The sequence below is a fragment of the Paenibacillus tianmuensis genome (genome assembly GCF_900100345.1).
GTDB classification, from domain to species: Bacteria; Bacillota; Bacilli; order Paenibacillales; family NBRC-103111; genus Paenibacillus_G; species Paenibacillus_G tianmuensis.
This window is the reverse complement of record NZ_FMTT01000005.1, coordinates 90,215-106,635: the sequence shown is the minus strand read 5'-3', so window position 1 is coordinate 106,635 and position 16,421 is coordinate 90,215. Positions and strand designations below refer to the sequence as shown.

The following is a 16,421-nucleotide window of genomic DNA, read 5'->3' as shown; positions in this document are numbered from 1 at the left end:
CCGCTTAGTTTTCCATCCAGTGGAAGTGGAAGGCGCCTTCTTTGTCGACCCGCTTGAAGGTATGCGCGCCGAAATAATCGCGCTGCGCTTGCAGCAGGTTGGCAGGCAAACGCTCCGTCCGGTAGCTGTCGTAGTAAGCCAGCGCGGAGGCGAAGGCCGGAACCGGCACGCCGCGGGTGATTGCCGTTGCGACGACGTTTCTCCAAGCGTCTTGGTACTGCTCTACGATACCTTTGAAGTATTCGTCAAGCAGCAGGTTTTTCAGCTCCGGGTTGCGGTCGTACGCATCCTTGATATTTTGCAGGAAACGGGCGCGGATAATGCAGCCGCCGCGGAAAATCATCGCAATGCTGCCGTAGTCCAAGCTCCAGTTGTATTCCTCGCTTGCTGCTCTCATTTGGGCGAAGCCCTGCGCGTAAGAGCAAATTTTGCTCGCATACAGCGCCTTCCGCACCGCTTCGATAAACGCTGCGCGGTCGCCGTCGAACGCCGCTTGCTTCGGTCCATTCAGCACTTTGCTGGCAGCAACGCGCTCTTCTTTCATGGCCGAGATGAAGCGGGAGAAAACGGATTCGGTAATGATGGACAACGGAACGCCGAGATCGAGCGCGCTTTGGCTTGTCCATTTCCCCGTACCCTTCTGGCCGGCGGAATCGAGGATGACATCGACCATCGGCTTGCCCGTTTCCGGATCGTATTTGGTGAAAATGTCGGTTGTGATTTCGATCAGGTAGCTGTCCAGCTCGCCCTTGTTCCAATCGGCGAAAATCTCATGAAGCTCCTGCGTGCTAACGCCAAGCACGTCTTTGAGCAGGTGGTACGCCTCGCAGATGAGCTGCATGTCGCCGTACTCGATGCCGTTATGCACCATCTTGACGTAATGGCCGGCGCCGTCCGGTCCGATGTAGGTGCAGCAAGGGTCGCCGTTCACTTTGGCCGAAATGGCCGTCAGGATCGGAGCGACCAGCTCGTAGGCGTCCTTTTGCCCGCCCGGCATAATCGCGGGGCCCTTCAGCGCGCCTTCCTCGCCGCCGGATACGCCCGTACCGATAAAGCGGAGGCCGTGCGCTTCTAGCTCTTTGTTGCGGCGCTGAGTGTCCGGGAAAAATGCGTTGCCGCCGTCGATAATAATATCGCCTTTATCCAGATGCGGATTCAGCTGATTGATCGTATCGTCTGTCGCATGGCCCGCTTGCACCATGATTAAAATTTTGCGAGGCGTTTCGAGCGAAGCTACGAATTCCTCGATGCTATATGTACCGACCAGCTTCTTGCCTTGCGCTTCGGCCAACAGCGCATCCGTTTTCTCCCGCGAACGGTTGAAGACGGATACGGTGAAGCCTCTGCTTTCGATGTTCAGAGCCAGGTTTTTCCCCATGACCGCAAGGCCGATAACGCCGACTTGTTGTTTGGACATTGTGGTTTCTCTTCCTTCCTTTTGTCTATTTAGATTTTGACGGTTTAAGGGTTTGGAACTTCTCCCAAGAGAAGGAGGTCAGAATATCCATCGGAGAGCTTGCGTGTCGCCTTTGAAAAAATGGATTCTTACCTAACAGGTAAGTTCAAGGAATCCATTTTCAAGAGCGACCGGAGATGGATATTGCTGCACCGGAGTCGGTTTGGGAGCTGGCCCTGCCCGCTTAAATCGTCATCGCTCCGAAGCCCCCGTCCACCCGCAGCACCGTGCCGGTGACGAAACTCGAAGCTTTCTCCGAAGCCAGATACACGGCTGCGCCCTGAAGCTCTTCCGCTTCGCCGAAACGGTTCATCGGCGTATGACGCATAATCGATTCGACACGCTCGGGAGACAAAATTTTGCGGTTTTGCTCGGCCGGGAAGAAGCCCGGAATGATGGCATTGACACGCACGCGCGCTGGAGCGAATTCGCTCGCCAGAAATTGGGTGACATTGTTCACCGCCGCTTTGGAAGCGGAGTACGTGAACACTTTGGACAGCGGCGGGTCCGAAGATACGGAGGAAATGTTAATGATGCTGCCTCCTTCGCCCTTGTCCACCATATGCTTCCCAAAAATTTGACACGCCAACACGACGCTCTTGAGATTCACTTCCATAATCGAATCCCATTCGTCCATCGTGATGTCAAAAAACGGCGTCGCGCTGTTTTTGCCCGGACAGTTCATCAAAATATCGCAGCGTCCCGTCCACGCAAGCACCTCGGACAGCACCCGCTTCAAGTCCTCGGCTTTCGTCGCATCTGCCGAAAAGCACTTGGCCCGTCCGCCGGACGCCTCGATCCGCTTTGCGACTTCTTCGGATTTGTCCATATTGCGCCCGACCACCGCGACATCGGCCCCATGTCCGCCAAGCGCAACTCCCATCGTTCCGCCTAAGGTGCTGCTGCCTCCGATAATCACTGCCGTTTTTCCCGATAAATCGAATAAGTTCATAGCCCGACGCCCCCTAAGATTTCGTGTGAATCTGTTGAAAGGCGGCGATGGCATCAAACTCATCCTTCAACTGATGGTACACACGATTATAAATTTTTGTCAACTGTTGATATACTTCATGGTTCGGCTCGCTTGCGCGAAGCGACTGCTCCACCTGCATCCAATCGTGAACGCTGGAGAAATCCTTGATCTCGCCGAGCGCCAGCATACCGAGCTGCGCCGCCCCGAGGCCGGAGCTTTCGATCGTACTTGGCACGGCGACGTTCGCATTCAGCACGTCGGCCATCATCTGGAGCCAGAACGAAGAACGGGCAAAGCCGCCGGAGGCGCGTACCTCCCGGGTCGGGCCGCTGAGCTCCTCCAGCGCGGAAACGACCGAATGAATCCGGTACATGACGCCCTCCAGCACCGCCCGGATCATATGTTTCTTCTGATGATAGAGCGATAGTCCGAAAAATACGCCGCGCGCATTCGCGTTCCAGTACGGCGCCCGCTCGCCGGCAAGCAGCGGCAGAAAAATGAGCCCGTCCGAACCGGGAGCCACCTCACGCGCCAGAGACATCAAATAGTCGTACGGGTCCATGTCTCTGCGGCGTCCTTCTTCCGCTTCCGCCGTGGCAAGCTGATCGCGAACCCAACGGAACATGATGCCGCCGTTGTTGATCGCGCCTCCGACGACCCAGAAATCTTCCTTGAGCGCATAACAGAACAGCCGGCCCTTCGGATCGGTCATTGGCTCGCGCACGACGCCGCGCACTGCGCCGCTGGTCCCGATCGTCACCGTGTAAACGCCCGGCTCGAAAGCGCCGACGCCGAGATTGGCCAGCACGCCGTCGGACGCGCCCACGACAAAAGGCGTATCCGCCGAGAGCCCCATCGAGGCCGCATCCCCGGCGGTCAGCCCTTGCAGCACATGCGTGGTCGATACAGGCTCCGACAACTGCTCGGGCCGGACGCCGCAGGCTTCGAGCGCCTGCTTATCCCACGCCAGCTCCCGCAGGTTGAACAGACCGGTGCAGCTTGCCAGCGAATAGTCGATCACCAGCTTGCCGAACAGCTTGCCGAATACGTATTCTTTGATGCCGATAAACTTATACGCCTGCTCGAACAGGTCCGGCCGATTGTCCCGGAACCACATCAGCTTCAGCAGAGGCGACATCGGATGAATCGGAGTGCCCGTGTTCCGGTAAATGTCATGGCCGTTCCGCTCTTCCTTCAGCACTTTGACGTAGCCTACGCTGCGGTTGTCCGCCCACGTGATGCAGCGCGTCAGCGGAGTCAAATCGCGGTCCACCGCAATCAGGCTGTGCATCGCCGAGCTGAACGAGACGCACAGCACTTGTCCGGGCAGAATGGCCGCTTTACCGACGACTTCGCGAATGGCGGTAAGCACCGCTTGATAAATTTCTTCCGGGTCCTGCTCGGCCATATCCGGTTTGGGTGTGTAAAGCGGATACTCCACCGCATGGGAGGCAAGCACGCGGCCGCTTCGGTCGATCACCAGCGTCTTGGTGCTCGTCGTGCCGATATCCGCGGCGATGATGTATGGCTTGGGTACAGACAAACCGCTCATTTATACCAAGTTCCCTTCGCTGTTGAATGGCAGATTATACGGTTCGGACAAAATCTCGATGTCCGGATGACGCTTGGCTTCCTCAAGCAAGTTGACCGAAATCTCGATTTCGCCCAAATGCAGCGTATCCCGTATACGCACAAGCCGGCATTGGGTATAATCCAAAATATTGCAGGTTTTGACCGCGGCTTTGATGGCGTACAGGTCGTTTTCGAGTGTCGTTGCGATTTTGGTCGGCGCGCATACCGTGGAAGTCAGCCCGTTGGCGTAGGTCGCGGCCAGATCCATCTTGTCGACCAGCCGCTGCGTCGTGAAATCGGCCGTGCCGACGCCGTTGGCGTTGCCTTTCGTTTCCGGCGTCGTGTCGAGCACGACCATCTTGGACACGTCGGGGCCGCCATGCGCGTACGGCGTCGGATAACGGCCGGTAATGTTCGGGTCCATGCCGTCGCCGCTGATGTTTTTGCCGATGTAATCGATGACCAGCACGTCGATTTGATCGAACAAAATTTTCGGCAGCCGGGACTTGGCGATCTCAAGCAGCACCCTCTCGCGTTCCTCCATCTGAGCTGCGGGCAGCACTTCGACGATGCACGTTTCGTCGTATGCATTTTCCACCAATGCCACGCCGAACAGGATCGGCAGCTTTTCGAGCATAATCCGCGCCATGGCCGGCACGTTTTCAGCCATATATTTGAAGCCGAGCTGGTGGCACGCTTCCGCCCCTTTTTGCTTGCCGAGCCCGATGGAAATCATTTTCATGATGCCGCTTTCGATTTTGCCGCGGAAGGCGGTGTGCGGCTTCACCCGGTTGATGACGACGATGGCGTCGGCCTCGTATGCGTATTTGTCTACGTATACCGGAAGTCCGTTCGGCAGCTGGCCGATCTGCACGACCTCCATCGTCGAACGGATCAGTACCCCCATCGCTTCCTCCGTTACGCCAAGATGATGAAGCACTTCCTTCTGTCCTTCGGCGGTCGCGCCACCGTGGCTGCCCATGCAGGGGACAATGAACGGATGGGCGCCCGCCCGTTTGATCGCATCGATCGTCGTCCGCGTGAAGGCGGCGATGTTCGCCACGCCGCGGCTGCCTACCGCCACGGCCACCTGCTGGCCCGGCTTGATCCGGTCGATGGCGCCGGGCTTCGCCAGCTCGCGCTCCAAATCCTCGGTCGGGCGCTCCAGCCGGGTTCCGTCGAATTTTTGACGGATACGAACCATTTGCGGAATCGGGATGTCTTGCAGAAGCGTTCTGAGTACGCTCATGTTAGTTGCCTCCCCAAACGAATTAGATGGATTTGACGGAATCGCGAATGACCAGCTCCGTATGGAAAAGTACGAGCGATTGTTCCGAATGCTTCGTCTCGATGAACTTCAGAAGCTTCTCCGCCCCGGCCCGGCTCAGCTCTTCGATCGGTCTGCGAACCGTGGTCAACGCAGGCGACATGAAAGCCGAGAACAGGTTGTCGTCGAAGCCTGCCACCGAGATGTCTTCCGGCACCGACAAGCCCCGCTCCGTCACGGCTTTCACCGCGCCGAGCGCCATATCGTCGTTGCAGCAAAAGACGGCCGTCGGCCGGTCAGGCAGCTCCAGCAGCTTGCTCATGGCCGCGTGGCCGCTTTCCAGATCGTAATTGCCGCTTACGTAGTACGCTTCCGGCACGGAGATCCCATGCTTGCGGAGCGCCTCGCGATACCCGTCGCGACGGGCTTGCGTCGATTTGAACCCCTGTTTCCCCTCGATGATGGCAATATGGCGGTGTCCCTGCTGCACCAAGTATTCCGTTAGCCGGTAAGCGCCGCTCTGGTCGTCCGGGACGAAGTTCATCACTTGGACACTTTCGACGGGCCGGTTCAGCACTACAAGCGGAATCTCCTTGTCCGAAGCATATTCGATGAACGACTGATCGCTATCGCTTTGGCTCATGACGATGATGCCATCGAAATTTTTGCGGTTCATCTTATGAAAGCTCTTGTAATCGTCAATCCCCCGGACAATCAAGTTATAGCCGTCTTTAATGACGTCGTTCACGCCTTTGATGGCTTCGTATAAAAATCCGGCGGAGGTGCCGGTATGCAGGGTTGTAAAAAACAGCCCTAAATTGTATGATCGATCCAGCACCAAGCTTCGCGCGCTGTAATTCGGAGTGTAGTTCACGCTTCCCGCAATCGCTTTGATGCGCTCTTTCGTTTCCGGGTTGATCAGCGGGCTATCGTTTAATGCCCGGGAAACGGTCGTATGCGACACGCCGGCCAGTTTGGCGATGTCTTTGATCGTAACACTGCTCATGGGACCACCTCCCATTCATGATAACATAGAAATGCACACGTTAACAATGCCGTTTTCTTGCGCATATTCAGCACAAAACCGGACTTTTTGTGAACACGTCAAAACGGCCTATGCTCCCCATCCCGCACAGGCCGTCAGCGGCTGTTCGCTGCGCTGCGGTATGTTCCGCCAACGCCTTTCCGCAGCCGTAGTATTTTACATTTCGAGCAGTAGCATCTCATGCCGGAGTTCCATCAACCTCTCTTTACATCGTTCGACCGCTTCCCGGTCTTCCTCCTGAATCGCCTCATGCAGCGTAGCCAATTCGTAGTCCAGCTCCATCCGCAGCACCGGAATCCGTTCGTCCGGACGTCTGGACCGGAACGCCTGCATCATTTCCTCCATCGTGACCACTGGTTCCTTTTGGAATAACACCTTATGTTCCACCCCCGAAATTTCAACCATACGGATGATTTCGCCGAACATGATGTTTTCAATCAGAATCTGCCGGTCTTTAAAGCGCTTTACTACCGCGTGTCCGCGGGTATCGCCGATCATCTTCTCCATCAGCTCCGCCAGCTTCTCGTCTTTGAAGGAATAATTGCCCACAATTTTATATCGCTCGCCGATGCGCTGAAACCGCAGCTTTACCAGCTTGCGGCCGGTCCGGATCGAGACGATAAACTGTTGGTCGCTCTCGTTCCAATAGAGCGAATAGCCTTCTTGAATGAGCGTTTTGATGAAGTTACGGATTAGCCGACGGTCAAACCGTAACTCAAGGTTGCAATATTCCACCTCATGACTCTTGCTCACGGCAATCCCCTCCTTGATGATAGCTTGCTTAATGAACAGCGACGACTTCTGGTTCGGTCCATGCTGCTGCCGGCGTGTGTATTGGCGTGAACGCTAGTCAAACATGATTATTTCTTTGATAGAATTTTCTGACTATTCTGTTTCTTAGTTCTATCTTATTATGAATCATATGATTTAGCAACTTGGATTATTGATTTTTTTAACGTTTTTTAAACCTATTTTTTTGTGGCCACGCTGCCTCCGAAACGAAACAACGCCTTCGCTCCAAGGCGAAGACGTTATAACGTAAATTTCGATTGCCCCTCGCCGCTAGCCGGCTTCCGTTTCGCCCGGCTTCATCACGACGGAGCCGATACCGAGCAGCACCACAGCGAAGAGTCCCAGCACGCCCAGATGCATGGCGACATCCCCCAGCCCTTGACCCGAGCCGAGCCGGCGAATGGCCTCGATCGCCCAGGTTTGTGGCACGAAATTGGCCAGCTTCTGCATGAACTCGGGCATGATCCATACCGGCCAGAAGCAGCCGCCCAGCATGCAGGTCGGCGTAGTTACCATCGCGTTGACGGCGCCGATATTTTCACTGTTGCGGACCAATCCGGCCACCGCGCTGCCGATACCCATCACTGCGAGCAGAAAGCACTCCATCACTAGCAGATGGGGTATGGAAGGCAGCCCAAACGAAAAGTTCATCGCATACCGGGTAAACCCCAGTACAAGCACAATTTGCAGCGTGCCAACCGCGAAGCTGCCGAGGAAGTTGCCGAGCATGATTTCGTAGGCGCGGACGGGAGCCGTAAAGATTCGGGTCATCGTTTTTTGTTTCCGGTCTTCGACCATAAAAGAAACGGAATTGTTTACCAACCCCATGAGAAAAATGAGCAGGATACCCGTGGCCAATCCAAGCGCCGGGCTGGCATACGAGCCGAAATCGGTACGGATGGCACGCACCTGATGCTTCTCCGCCTGCTCCAGCATTTGACCTAATCGATCGCCGGGTTGACCGGAAACTTTCAGCATTTGGGTCGCGTTCTTCACCCGCTGAATCGTGTGGTCCAAGCTCATCCGCAGCGTGAAGGACGCTTCGCTCATCGCCAGCTCCAACTGCTCCGCACGAACAGTCCGGCCTTCCATTAAACTCTGGGAGAAACCTTCCGGAATAATAAAGGCAGCAACCGCTTTGCGTTCGGTGACCGCCTTCTTCAGCGACTCGGGAGAGGCCGCCGCCGATAACCGGTACCTGCCTGTAAGCTCAAGCTCCCGCACCACATGCCCTCCGACGGGACCTTCGTCCAAGTTTAGATAGCTAACAGCCACCTGCTTGTCTTGATGCTCCGCGGTTCCGATAATGAGCGAAACAAGCAGAGTCGGAGCAACAATAAACAACAGAAAACCTCTCCAGTTTCCGATCGTCCTTTTGATTAAATTCACGGCAATGAACAAACTATTCATGGTACCCCACCTTCCGGTACGCCATGAAAGCAACGGCTGCCAACGCGGCTGCGATCGCAGCCAAAACCTTTACGTAATGCAGGACAAGCTGCACATCTCCATCCAGCATCAATTCCAGCAGACCTCGGTTTGCCCAATGGTTCACGGTGAATTTCGCGATCTGTACCAGCTCTCCGTCCACATCCAGGTCGAATCCTCCGCTTAGAATGGTCATGAGAAAAATGACGATTTGCAAAGCCATCGACACCGACTTTACATTGCGGTAGAACAATGAGGCCAGCATCGCCAGCGCCATCGAAACCAGCGTGACGGCCAGACATATCGCCAGAATAATCACCGGGCGGTCTCCCCAGTAGACGCCGTAGACGTAGTGCGTCACCCCGACAATGACAAGCGCCTGCATTAGGGTCAGCAGGCCGTTCCCCAGCATTTTGCCGAACACGATCTGGTTCATCGTCACAGGCATGGACCGGAGTCTGAGCATCGTATGGTCTTCGCGCTCGCTCACCAGACTGATGGGTGCCATCATCCCGGCATACATCATGAACATGACCAGCATCGATACGGCATAATACTGAAGCGCCGTGTACTCCTTGCCCTTGTTTCCCAGCTTGCCCGTCGCGACGAACGATTCCGAAGCGCCGGCATAGCCGGATGCATCCGCCAGCATAGCCTTTGCGGCCTGCGGCCCCAAAGTCAGGACAGCGGCCTGCACGCTGTTCGCATAGGCAAGATAGCTTTCCAGCGCCGTTTCGGCGATCAGGTTCTTCCCCAGGTCTTTCCCCGCAATAAGCTCCCATGAAGCGGGTTGTCCGTGCAGCAAAGCTTCCCCGAACCCCGCGGGCACGATCAGCCCGTATTCGGCTCTTCCCTCTTGAAGCGCGCGCACCGCTTCTTCGCGGCTGGGCAATTCCTGCACCTGGAGGATTTCCCTGGTTTTCGGATAGTCCAAATAGGCTTTGAGCCGCTCGTTCCACAGGCTCTGACCCTGATTCACCATGGCGACCTTCACGAGGCTCAGCTTAACATCCCCCGTTTTAATCTCCTCCGATAGCGCTGTGCCCAGAATGAAGATGAGCAACAGCGGCAGCAGAAACAAAACGAGTATTACCCCTTTGGTGCGGCTAAACTGCAGAAGCTGGTAACCGGCTACGGTCCATAAAATGCGCATATCCTCTCCCCCTAGTCCCGAAGCGTCCGTCCGGTCAAGCACAGGAACAGCGCCTCCAGGTCCGGTTCCAAGCGGGTTAGCGATTGAATAACGACCTGATGCTTCGATAAAATAAACAAAATGTCCTGCAGCGAATTGGGTGAGGAAGGCAGATAGATTTCGAGCGTCCGGTCGTCCCTCGCCACTTGCCGGATGCGCGGGTGCGCCTGCAGCTCGGCCACGGCCTCATCCTTGACCTCCGCGACTTTGACGATCAGCTTCTCATCCGAGGAGACGAGCGCCCGCAAATCCTCCTGTGTGCCGCAGGCGATCAAGTGGCCGTGATCGATAATCCCGACCCGCGTGCTGATCGCGGCAACCTCTTCCATATGATGGCTCGTATAAATGACGGTCGAGCCCATCTGATTCAGCTTGCGGACCGAATCGAGAATATGATTGCGGGATTGCGGGTCGATCCCGACCGTCGGCTCGTCCATGATGATGAGCTTCGGCCGGTGCATGATCGCACACGCGATGTTTAGCCGCCGTTTCATCCCTCCCGAGTAAGCGCCGGACTTCTCGCCCTGACGGTCCGATAGTCCTACGAATTCCAGCGCTTCCTGCACCCGCTCGCGCAGCAGCTCCCCCCGCAGACCGTACAGCTTGCCGAAAAACGTGACGTTTTCCCGCGCCGTCAAGTTTTCGTAGATCGCGAGCTCCTGCGGCACGAGTCCGATCCTTCGCTTGATCTCCAGCGGATTGGCAGCAACGGAAATACCATCGATCCGCATTACCCCTTGATCGATTTTGAGCAGCCCGCAGAGCATTTTGATTGTGGTGCTTTTCCCGGCGCCGTTCGGTCCGAGCAGACCGAATATTTCCCCCTGCCGGATGCTTAAACTCAAATGATCCACGGAAATGTTGCCGCCATACCGTTTGACGACATCTTTGATCTCGATAAATGACACGGTCGTACGCTCCTTGTAAGGTGATATGCTTTGATTATATTGTACCGCCCTTCAAGGTGCGAAAACAGGTCGCTTTCGTCATTTGTTGGAAATGACGAAAGTCATGAAGGTCCACCTTATGTTATAATCGCATATGGAGGCGCATAAGGGATGCTGTTACTGCTCCGATACATACTGATTCTTTTTCCCGCCGTCAGCACGGCATACATGCTGCCGCTCGAACAAAGCGGACAGCTCGCTTTCTATACGCTGGTCCTGCTTGCCGTTGCGGAAATAAGCCGCTCGTGGCTGCCGGGGCGGGCACAGAACTTGGCGGCTGCGGCCGAAATGCTGTTCGTCACTTGGCTCAGTCTGCAAATGGAAGGAATGATGTTCGCTTGCCACTACTCCACATTGACGGCTTATATGCTGAAGGAGCGCTCGGGACTGCGTTGGTTTCTGCTTGCGCTGCAGGCTCTTCTTTTAAATGTTGCGCTGACCGAGCATCCCAACATGGAGCTGAAGCTCACGGCCAATCTGCTGCTTGCCACCGGAGCGCTGCTGCTGTACGGTTGGTCGGAAACCGGCGACCGGAAGCGGGAGCTGGAGCAGGTGTACGACGAATTGCGAAGCAAAGCCTATGAGCTCGATGCCGCCCGCAGAAGACTTGTCGAATACGCCGGCAAGGTGGAACAGTTGGCCCAGACGGAGGAGCGGACCCGCATCTCGCACGAAATTCACGACGATCTCGGACATAAGCTGATCCGGCTGAAAATGATGCTGGAAGCGATCATCCGGATTTCGCCCGGGCAGCCGGAGAAAGGCATGGAGATGGCCCGGATCGTCCGGGATCAACTGACGGAAGCGATGGATACGCTAAGGCGGACAGTCCGGCGGATGAAGCCGCCGGCGGAGGAGGAGCAGAGCTTCTCGCTAACCCGGCTGATCGAGGACTTCGCAGCCGATCCGCAGCTTCAAATTCGCTACGAAATCGCCGGCATGCCGCGCCCGCTCTATCCGAGTCTTGAAATCGTGCTTTACCGGAATGCTCAAGAAGCCGTGACCAACGCCCTTCGTCACGGACAGGCTACCGAGGTGCTCATCGAGCTGAGCTTCGCTGCGTCCAACGTCTCCATGACTGTTTCCAATAACGGGACGCTGCCGGATTTGACCAGTATGACCAAAGGAATCGGTCTCAGCGGCATGGAGGAACGGACGCAACTGGTAGGCGGAGAGCTGCGCATCGAAACCGACGGCCGGTTCGCCGTCACGACCCGCGTGCCGACGCCCAGCTCGTAAGGGACACCGACCAAAGATTTAACCATGAGGAGGCGGGTAAACCTGATGATGATTCGAGTATTGATTGTTGACGACGACCCGTTTATCCGCGAAAGCATGAAAATGATTTTGGAGTTGGATCCGGAATTACGCGTTGTGGGAGCGTGCGGAGACGGAAACGAAGCCCACCGCTTTTTTACCGACGGACAAACCGCCGATGTCGTGCTGATGGATATCCGCATGCCTAACGGCTCCGGGGTTGAAGGCACGCTGAACATCAAGCGGGCGTCGCCCGATACCCGCGTGCTCATTTTGACGACCTTCGACGACGACGAATATATTATCGAGGCGCTGCGCAATGGCGCAAGCGGCTACCTGCTCAAAAATATTTCGCCGGATGGGATCGTGCATGGCATTAAAACGGTCCACCAAGGCAACTGGCTCATCCACCCGGATATTGCCCGCAAGCTGACGAGCTGGATTCATCCCCAGTCTTCCGCGCAAGCGGGGGCGGCTTTAGAACAAGTGACGCAGAGCCGTAAGGACCCTTTCGCGAGGTTCGAATCGTACGGCCTGACCCCTACGGAGAAGCAAGTGGTCGAGAAAATCGCAGAAGGACTATCCAATAAAGAAATCGCCCAGGAATTGTTCCTGAGCGAAGGGACGATCAAAAATTACATATCGGAGATTTTGAGCAAGCTCGGCCTGAGGGACCGGACGCAAATTGCCATTCTCTATTGGAAACAACAAGACTAACGAATGCCCCGTTTATTAGCTTCCTCCTGCAAATCGATGCGGTCGCCCATGTTGACCGTGTACCTGAGCTCGGAGGAAGCGATGTCTCTCGTCAGCTTCAGACGACCCAGCATAAACCGCTTGACCATGCCTCCATTCGGGGGCGGAGTGCTGTTCGGAGCGATAGGGATCTGCACGGTTTCGTGGTACAAATAGTCGTATTCGTCCTCTTCCCCGCGCTTGTCGAGGATCACCGCTTTTTGATAGAACACCATTTCCCCATACTTGAGCATCTGCGAATTTTTGATGTACGTCCGCAGCGTTTCGATCTTTTTCGGACTGACTTCCCCGTTGATGATGTAATTGTCGCCATTGGTGGCGTACACTTGCTCCGGGTTTTGCCGCCAGCGCTTCTTCAGCTCCTGCTCACTGATGTATACCACACCGGTCAGGCGCTCGCGCGCTTTCTTCAAGCCGCTCATCTCGATGCCCATCCGTTTGACGTCGACTTCCCGGTAATACGGGACATAGGCGGACAAGTTCTTCTTGTTGTACGTGAGCAGCATCGGGTACTCGGCCCCAAGATATTTGAGTCGGATCGAGTACGGGTCGGACAGTTCGATCGATTCGTATTCCTGATTTGAATCCTCCGTCTTCTGCTCGGGATTGATCCGGCTGTTGATGTAAATCGTCTTCGTATCTTCCCGCCAGAGCAGGTTGGCGCCAAGCAGCCGGGTCAAATCGGCCAGCGGCAGGTAGCTCTTGTCCTTGTACACCAGCGGCGATTCCGACAGCTTGACGGACTCCCCGTCCAGCACGAGGTTGAAATCGGGACGCAGGTAAGCGTCTACCCGCTGCAAAACGTCCTCGGCGTAAACGCCGGCGGCGAACGCTCCGCTAATGACCGCGGCAAGCACCATGACTCGCTTCATTCGCTTCATCTCACACCCATACCTTTCTATAAAATAGGAAAAATGTGGTCTGCTTCTACCATTCGACAAAAGACCGCAAAATCCTGCAAAATTTATAGTTGACAATACACCTAATTCCTATAAAATAAGTTGGTATAGTTGATTATGCGTTTTCTCATGTCTCTTCGAGGAGAGTGAACCCATTGATTGAAATCAAAGACGTCAGCAAGACGTTCCATCAGCGTACCGGCGGCAGCTTTACCGCCATTGACAACGCTTCCCTGACGATCCGCAAGGGCGAATTCGTCTCGCTGCTCGGCCCGTCGGGATGCGGTAAATCTACGCTGCTCAATCTGGTCGCCGGCCTGGAGCAAGCGGAACAGGGAACCATTACGGTGAACGGCAAACCCTGCAATGCGCCAGGGTCCGACCGCGTCGTCGTCTTTCAGGAACATGCCTTGTTCCCGTGGCTGACGGTACTGGATAACGTCGCGTTCGGACTTAAGCAAAAGGGCATCGGCAAAAAGGAACGCGAAGCGCTGGCGATGGAGCAGATCAAAGCGGTGCATTTGAGCAAATTCGCGGACCGCTATCCTCACGAGCTGTCGGGCGGCATGAAACAGCGGGCGGCCATTGCCCGCGCGCTCGCGATGGACCCGGAAATTTTGCTGATGGATGAGCCTTTTGCGGCACTGGATGAACAGACGCGGCTCATTTTGCACAAGGAGCTTGAAGAAATTTGGATGAGGACGCGCAAAACGATCCTGTTCATTACGCATAACATCCGCGAAGCCGTCATCTTGTCGGACCGCGTGCTGGTCATGTCGACCCGCCCCGGGAAGATCAAGAAGGAATTCGCCGTTCAAGCGGCGCGTCCGCGCGATTACGCCGACTCCGTCCTGCATCACGTGGAAGCCAGCATTATGGATGCGCTGGCCGACGAGCTGGAAAAAGTGGTAAAGGAGGAGATGGGCGATGAGTACAGCATTAAGAAGAGGCCTCTTCCTGGTTCTGCTCTTGATAGCGTGGGAAGCGGGATTTAGAATATTCGACTGGGGCTGGAAGTTCCCTTCCGTCACCCAGACGGTTCAAGCGTTCTACGACGGCTTCGTTCACGGCCAACTGCTTGAAGCGACGTTTCAAAGCCTGAAACGGCTGCTGCTCGCGTTCGCCGTCTCGATCCTGATCGGCACGGTGCTCGGCTTCCTGTTCGCCCGGTACCGCCTGATCGACGACACGATCGGCTTTCTGGTTGTGGCGCTGCAGACGATTCCGAGTATTGCTTGGCTGCCTTTTGCCATCATCTGGTTCGGCATGAACGATTTCTCGGTTATATTCATCACCACGCTAGGCGCCACATGGACGATGGCGATGGCCAGCCGGACCGGGATCAAAAACATCCCTTCCATTTATATCAAGGCCGCGCAAACGATGGGAACCGGCGACGGCATGCGCATGTTTTATCAAATTATGGTCCCCGCGGCGTTCCCTCATTTGATTACCGGCGTTCGTGTCGCCTGGGCTTTTGCGTGGCGGGCGCTTGTCGCGGGCGAGCTGATCGCCAAAGGCGTCGGCCTCGGACAGCTGCTGCAGGACGGCCGCAATCTCGCGGATACGGCGCTCATGCTCTGCATCGTGATCATCATCGCCGTGCTCGGCACGATGTCCGACCATTTTTGCTTCAAGCGGCTTGAGGATAAACTATTGCTGCGCTACGGCCTGATCAGCGGCAAAAAATAATCAATCGGGGGCAGCACGGCCAAACGGTCGGTGCTAAACAAAGGAGAGAAACGGCACGATGAAAAAGTGGTCTGCATTATTGGCGGTCGTTCTGACCGCATCGCTTGCGCTTTCCGCCTGCGGAAGCAAAACGGAAGCGCCGAAAGACGGAGCCGGGGGCACGGGAGCGAACAAACCGGCCGCAGCCAAAACGGTACGGCTCGGCATCTTCAAGAACGTTACCCACGCGCCGGGCTATGTCGCTCTGGAGCAGGGCTTGTTCAAGAAATATTGGGGCGAGAACGTCAAGATCGAGGTGACGCCGTTCGACAACGGATCCGACTTCTCCACTGCGCTGGCTACCGATCAGATCGACCTGGGCTTCGTCGGTCCCGGACCTTCGACGAACCAGTTCCTGAAAAGCAAAAACTTCCGCGTCATTTCCGGTTCGAATAACGGAGGCGCCGTGCTTGTAGCCGGCAAAGATTCCGGCATCAACGGCGTCAAGGATTTGGTCGGCAAAACCGTCGCCATCCCGACGAAAGGCAGCACGAACGAAATTTCGCTCCGCCTGCTGCTGAAGCAGAACAATCTGAACGTAACGACCGACAAGAGCGGCGTACAGATCATCGCCCGCGCCCCGGCCGATACGCTCGTGGCGATGCGCCAAAAAGAAATCGACGCGACGCTCATTCCGGAGCCGTGGGGCACGCAGATGGAACAAGAAGGCATCGGCAAAGTAATCGCGCCGTGGGATCAAATTCCACCGAATAACGGCAATTATCCGCTCACGATTCTCGTTGCCGGCGACAAGTTCCTGAAAGACAACCGCGAGCTGGCGAAGGGAGCCATTCAAGCCAATACAGACGCGATCGACTTTATCAAGAAAAATCCGGACAAAGCATATGAACTGATCAACAACCAGTTGAAAACGCTCAGCGGAAAAGGAATGGATCTCGCTTTGATTAAAGCGGCGATTTCCCACCTGAATCTGACGACGGACGTCAGCAAGGAAGCGATCGAAGAAATGGCCCGCGTCTCCATCGAGGCCGGCTATATCAAGGACGTGAAGAAAGAGGCGCTGGACCTGAGCAAATTCCTCGACCTCTCGCTCTTGAACGAAGTGAAGCAGGGTAAATAAAACGTAAGCCGCGCATCAGCGCATA

Annotated in this window: 15 protein-coding genes; 5 read left to right on the top strand and 10 right to left on the bottom strand. The window is 55.8% G+C overall.

The features are described 5' to 3' along the window. Window positions 1-4: 4 nt before the first annotated feature. From gndA to BLO51_RS05150, 9 genes are all read right to left on the bottom strand, one after another. Window positions 5-1,417: an NADP-dependent phosphogluconate dehydrogenase gene (gndA, locus tag BLO51_RS05190; protein ID WP_090667822.1), complete on the bottom strand. Its 1,413-nt coding sequence runs from the start codon at window positions 1,415-1,417 to the stop codon at window positions 5-7. 223 nt (window positions 1,418-1,640) lie between these two features. Then, the gene (locus tag BLO51_RS05185; RefSeq protein WP_090667818.1) at window positions 1,641-2,408 is read right to left on the bottom strand and encodes an SDR family oxidoreductase; all 768 of its coding nucleotides are present in this window, start codon (window positions 2,406-2,408) and stop codon (window positions 1,641-1,643) included. 13 nt (window positions 2,409-2,421) lie between these two features. Continuing rightward, the gene (locus BLO51_RS05180) at window positions 2,422-3,981 is read right to left on the bottom strand and encodes a gluconokinase (protein WP_090667815.1); all 1,560 of its coding nucleotides are present in this window, start codon (window positions 3,979-3,981) and stop codon (window positions 2,422-2,424) included. Continuing rightward, complete coding sequence (locus BLO51_RS05175) at window positions 3,982-5,250, bottom strand: nickel pincer cofactor-dependent isomerase, group 22 (protein WP_090667811.1); 1,269 nt, start codon at window positions 5,248-5,250, stop codon at window positions 3,982-3,984. It lies immediately after the preceding gene. A gap of 22 nt (window positions 5,251-5,272) precedes the next feature. Then, complete coding sequence (locus BLO51_RS05170; protein WP_090667808.1) at window positions 5,273-6,274, bottom strand: LacI family DNA-binding transcriptional regulator; 1,002 nt, start codon at window positions 6,272-6,274, stop codon at window positions 5,273-5,275. 195 nt (window positions 6,275-6,469) lie between these two features. Then, on the bottom strand, window positions 6,470-7,066 hold the full coding sequence (locus BLO51_RS05165) for a hypothetical protein (RefSeq protein ID WP_090667804.1): 597 nt from the start codon (window positions 7,064-7,066) through the stop codon (window positions 6,470-6,472). Window positions 7,067-7,375: 309 nt separating this feature from the next. Further along, window positions 7,376-8,515 (bottom strand): ABC transporter permease, encoded by a 1,140-nt coding sequence (locus BLO51_RS05160; RefSeq protein ID WP_090667800.1) that lies wholly within the window; start codon window positions 8,513-8,515, stop codon window positions 7,376-7,378. After that, window positions 8,508-9,686, bottom strand: coding sequence for an ABC transporter permease (locus BLO51_RS05155; protein WP_090667796.1), 1,179 nt, complete (start codon window positions 9,684-9,686; stop codon window positions 8,508-8,510). Before BLO51_RS05155 ends, BLO51_RS05160 begins: the two co-directional genes overlap by 8 nt. Before the next feature lie 11 nt (window positions 9,687-9,697). Continuing rightward, a complete protein-coding gene (locus tag BLO51_RS05150) occupies window positions 9,698-10,633 on the bottom strand; it encodes an ABC transporter ATP-binding protein (RefSeq protein WP_090667793.1) in 936 nt (311 codons plus the stop codon). Window positions 10,634-10,783: 150 nt separating this feature from the next. On the opposite strand from BLO51_RS05150, the gene BLO51_RS05145 reads away from it, so the two are divergent. Both BLO51_RS05145 and BLO51_RS05140 read left to right on the top strand, forming a co-directional pair. Continuing rightward, complete coding sequence (locus BLO51_RS05145) at window positions 10,784-11,911, top strand: sensor histidine kinase (protein ID WP_090667790.1); 1,128 nt, start codon at window positions 10,784-10,786, stop codon at window positions 11,909-11,911. Between the two features lie 48 nt (window positions 11,912-11,959). After that, window positions 11,960-12,646 carry a response regulator transcription factor gene (locus BLO51_RS05140; RefSeq protein ID WP_090668135.1) on the top strand — a complete coding sequence of 229 codons (687 nt, stop codon included), beginning with the start codon at window positions 11,960-11,962 and terminating at the stop codon, window positions 12,644-12,646. Here BLO51_RS05140 and BLO51_RS05135 read toward each other — a convergent pair. After that, entirely contained in the window at window positions 12,643-13,557 is a 915-nt protein-coding gene (locus BLO51_RS05135) for a stalk domain-containing protein (RefSeq protein ID WP_245719536.1), read from the bottom strand. The genes BLO51_RS05140 and BLO51_RS05135 overlap by 4 nt on opposite strands. 182 nt (window positions 13,558-13,739) lie before the next feature. Between BLO51_RS05135 and BLO51_RS05130 the strand changes: the two genes are divergently transcribed. From BLO51_RS05130 to BLO51_RS05120, 3 genes are read left to right on the top strand one after another with little or no spacing between them, the layout of a single operon-like run. Continuing rightward, window positions 13,740-14,579, top strand: coding sequence for an ABC transporter ATP-binding protein (locus tag BLO51_RS05130; protein ID WP_090667783.1), 840 nt, complete (start codon window positions 13,740-13,742; stop codon window positions 14,577-14,579). Then, window positions 14,512-15,276 (top strand): ABC transporter permease, encoded by a 765-nt coding sequence (locus BLO51_RS05125; protein WP_090667780.1) that lies wholly within the window; start codon window positions 14,512-14,514, stop codon window positions 15,274-15,276. Before BLO51_RS05130 ends, BLO51_RS05125 begins: the two co-directional genes overlap by 68 nt. A 58-nt stretch (window positions 15,277-15,334) precedes the next feature. Beyond that, entirely contained in the window at window positions 15,335-16,396 is a 1,062-nt protein-coding gene (locus BLO51_RS05120) for an ABC transporter substrate-binding protein (RefSeq protein ID WP_090667777.1), read from the top strand. Window positions 16,397-16,421 lie beyond the last annotated feature (25 nt).

Excerpts from the sequence above, each read along its gene's own strand:
- BLO51_RS05180 (WP_090667815.1), bottom strand. The coding sequence starts at position 3,981 with ATGAGCGGTTTGTCTGTACCCAAGCCATACATCATCGCCGCGGATATC.
- BLO51_RS05135 (WP_245719536.1), bottom strand. The coding sequence starts at position 13,557 with ATGAAGCGAGTCATGGTGCTTGCCGCGGTCATTAGCGGAGCGTTCGCC.
- BLO51_RS05175 (WP_090667811.1), bottom strand. The coding sequence starts at position 5,250 with ATGAGCGTACTCAGAACGCTTCTGCAAGACATCCCGATTCCGCAAATG.
- BLO51_RS05160 (WP_090667800.1), bottom strand. The coding sequence starts at position 8,515 with ATGAATAGTTTGTTCATTGCCGTGAATTTAATCAAAAGGACGATCGGA.
- BLO51_RS05120 (WP_090667777.1), top strand. The coding sequence starts at position 15,335 with ATGAAAAAGTGGTCTGCATTATTGGCGGTCGTTCTGACCGCATCGCTT.
- BLO51_RS05145 (WP_090667790.1), top strand. The coding sequence starts at position 10,784 with ATGCTGTTACTGCTCCGATACATACTGATTCTTTTTCCCGCCGTCAGC.
- BLO51_RS05185 (WP_090667818.1), bottom strand. The coding sequence starts at position 2,408 with ATGAACTTATTCGATTTATCGGGAAAAACGGCAGTGATTATCGGAGGC.
- BLO51_RS05155 (WP_090667796.1), bottom strand. The coding sequence starts at position 9,686 with ATGCGCATTTTATGGACCGTAGCCGGTTACCAGCTTCTGCAGTTTAGC.
- gndA (WP_090667822.1), bottom strand. The coding sequence starts at position 1,417 with ATGTCCAAACAACAAGTCGGCGTTATCGGCCTTGCGGTCATGGGGAAA.
- BLO51_RS05140 (WP_090668135.1), top strand. The coding sequence starts at position 11,960 with ATGATTCGAGTATTGATTGTTGACGACGACCCGTTTATCCGCGAAAGC.
- BLO51_RS05125 (WP_090667780.1), top strand. The coding sequence starts at position 14,512 with ATGAGTACAGCATTAAGAAGAGGCCTCTTCCTGGTTCTGCTCTTGATA.
- BLO51_RS05170 (WP_090667808.1), bottom strand. The coding sequence starts at position 6,274 with ATGAGCAGTGTTACGATCAAAGACATCGCCAAACTGGCCGGCGTGTCG.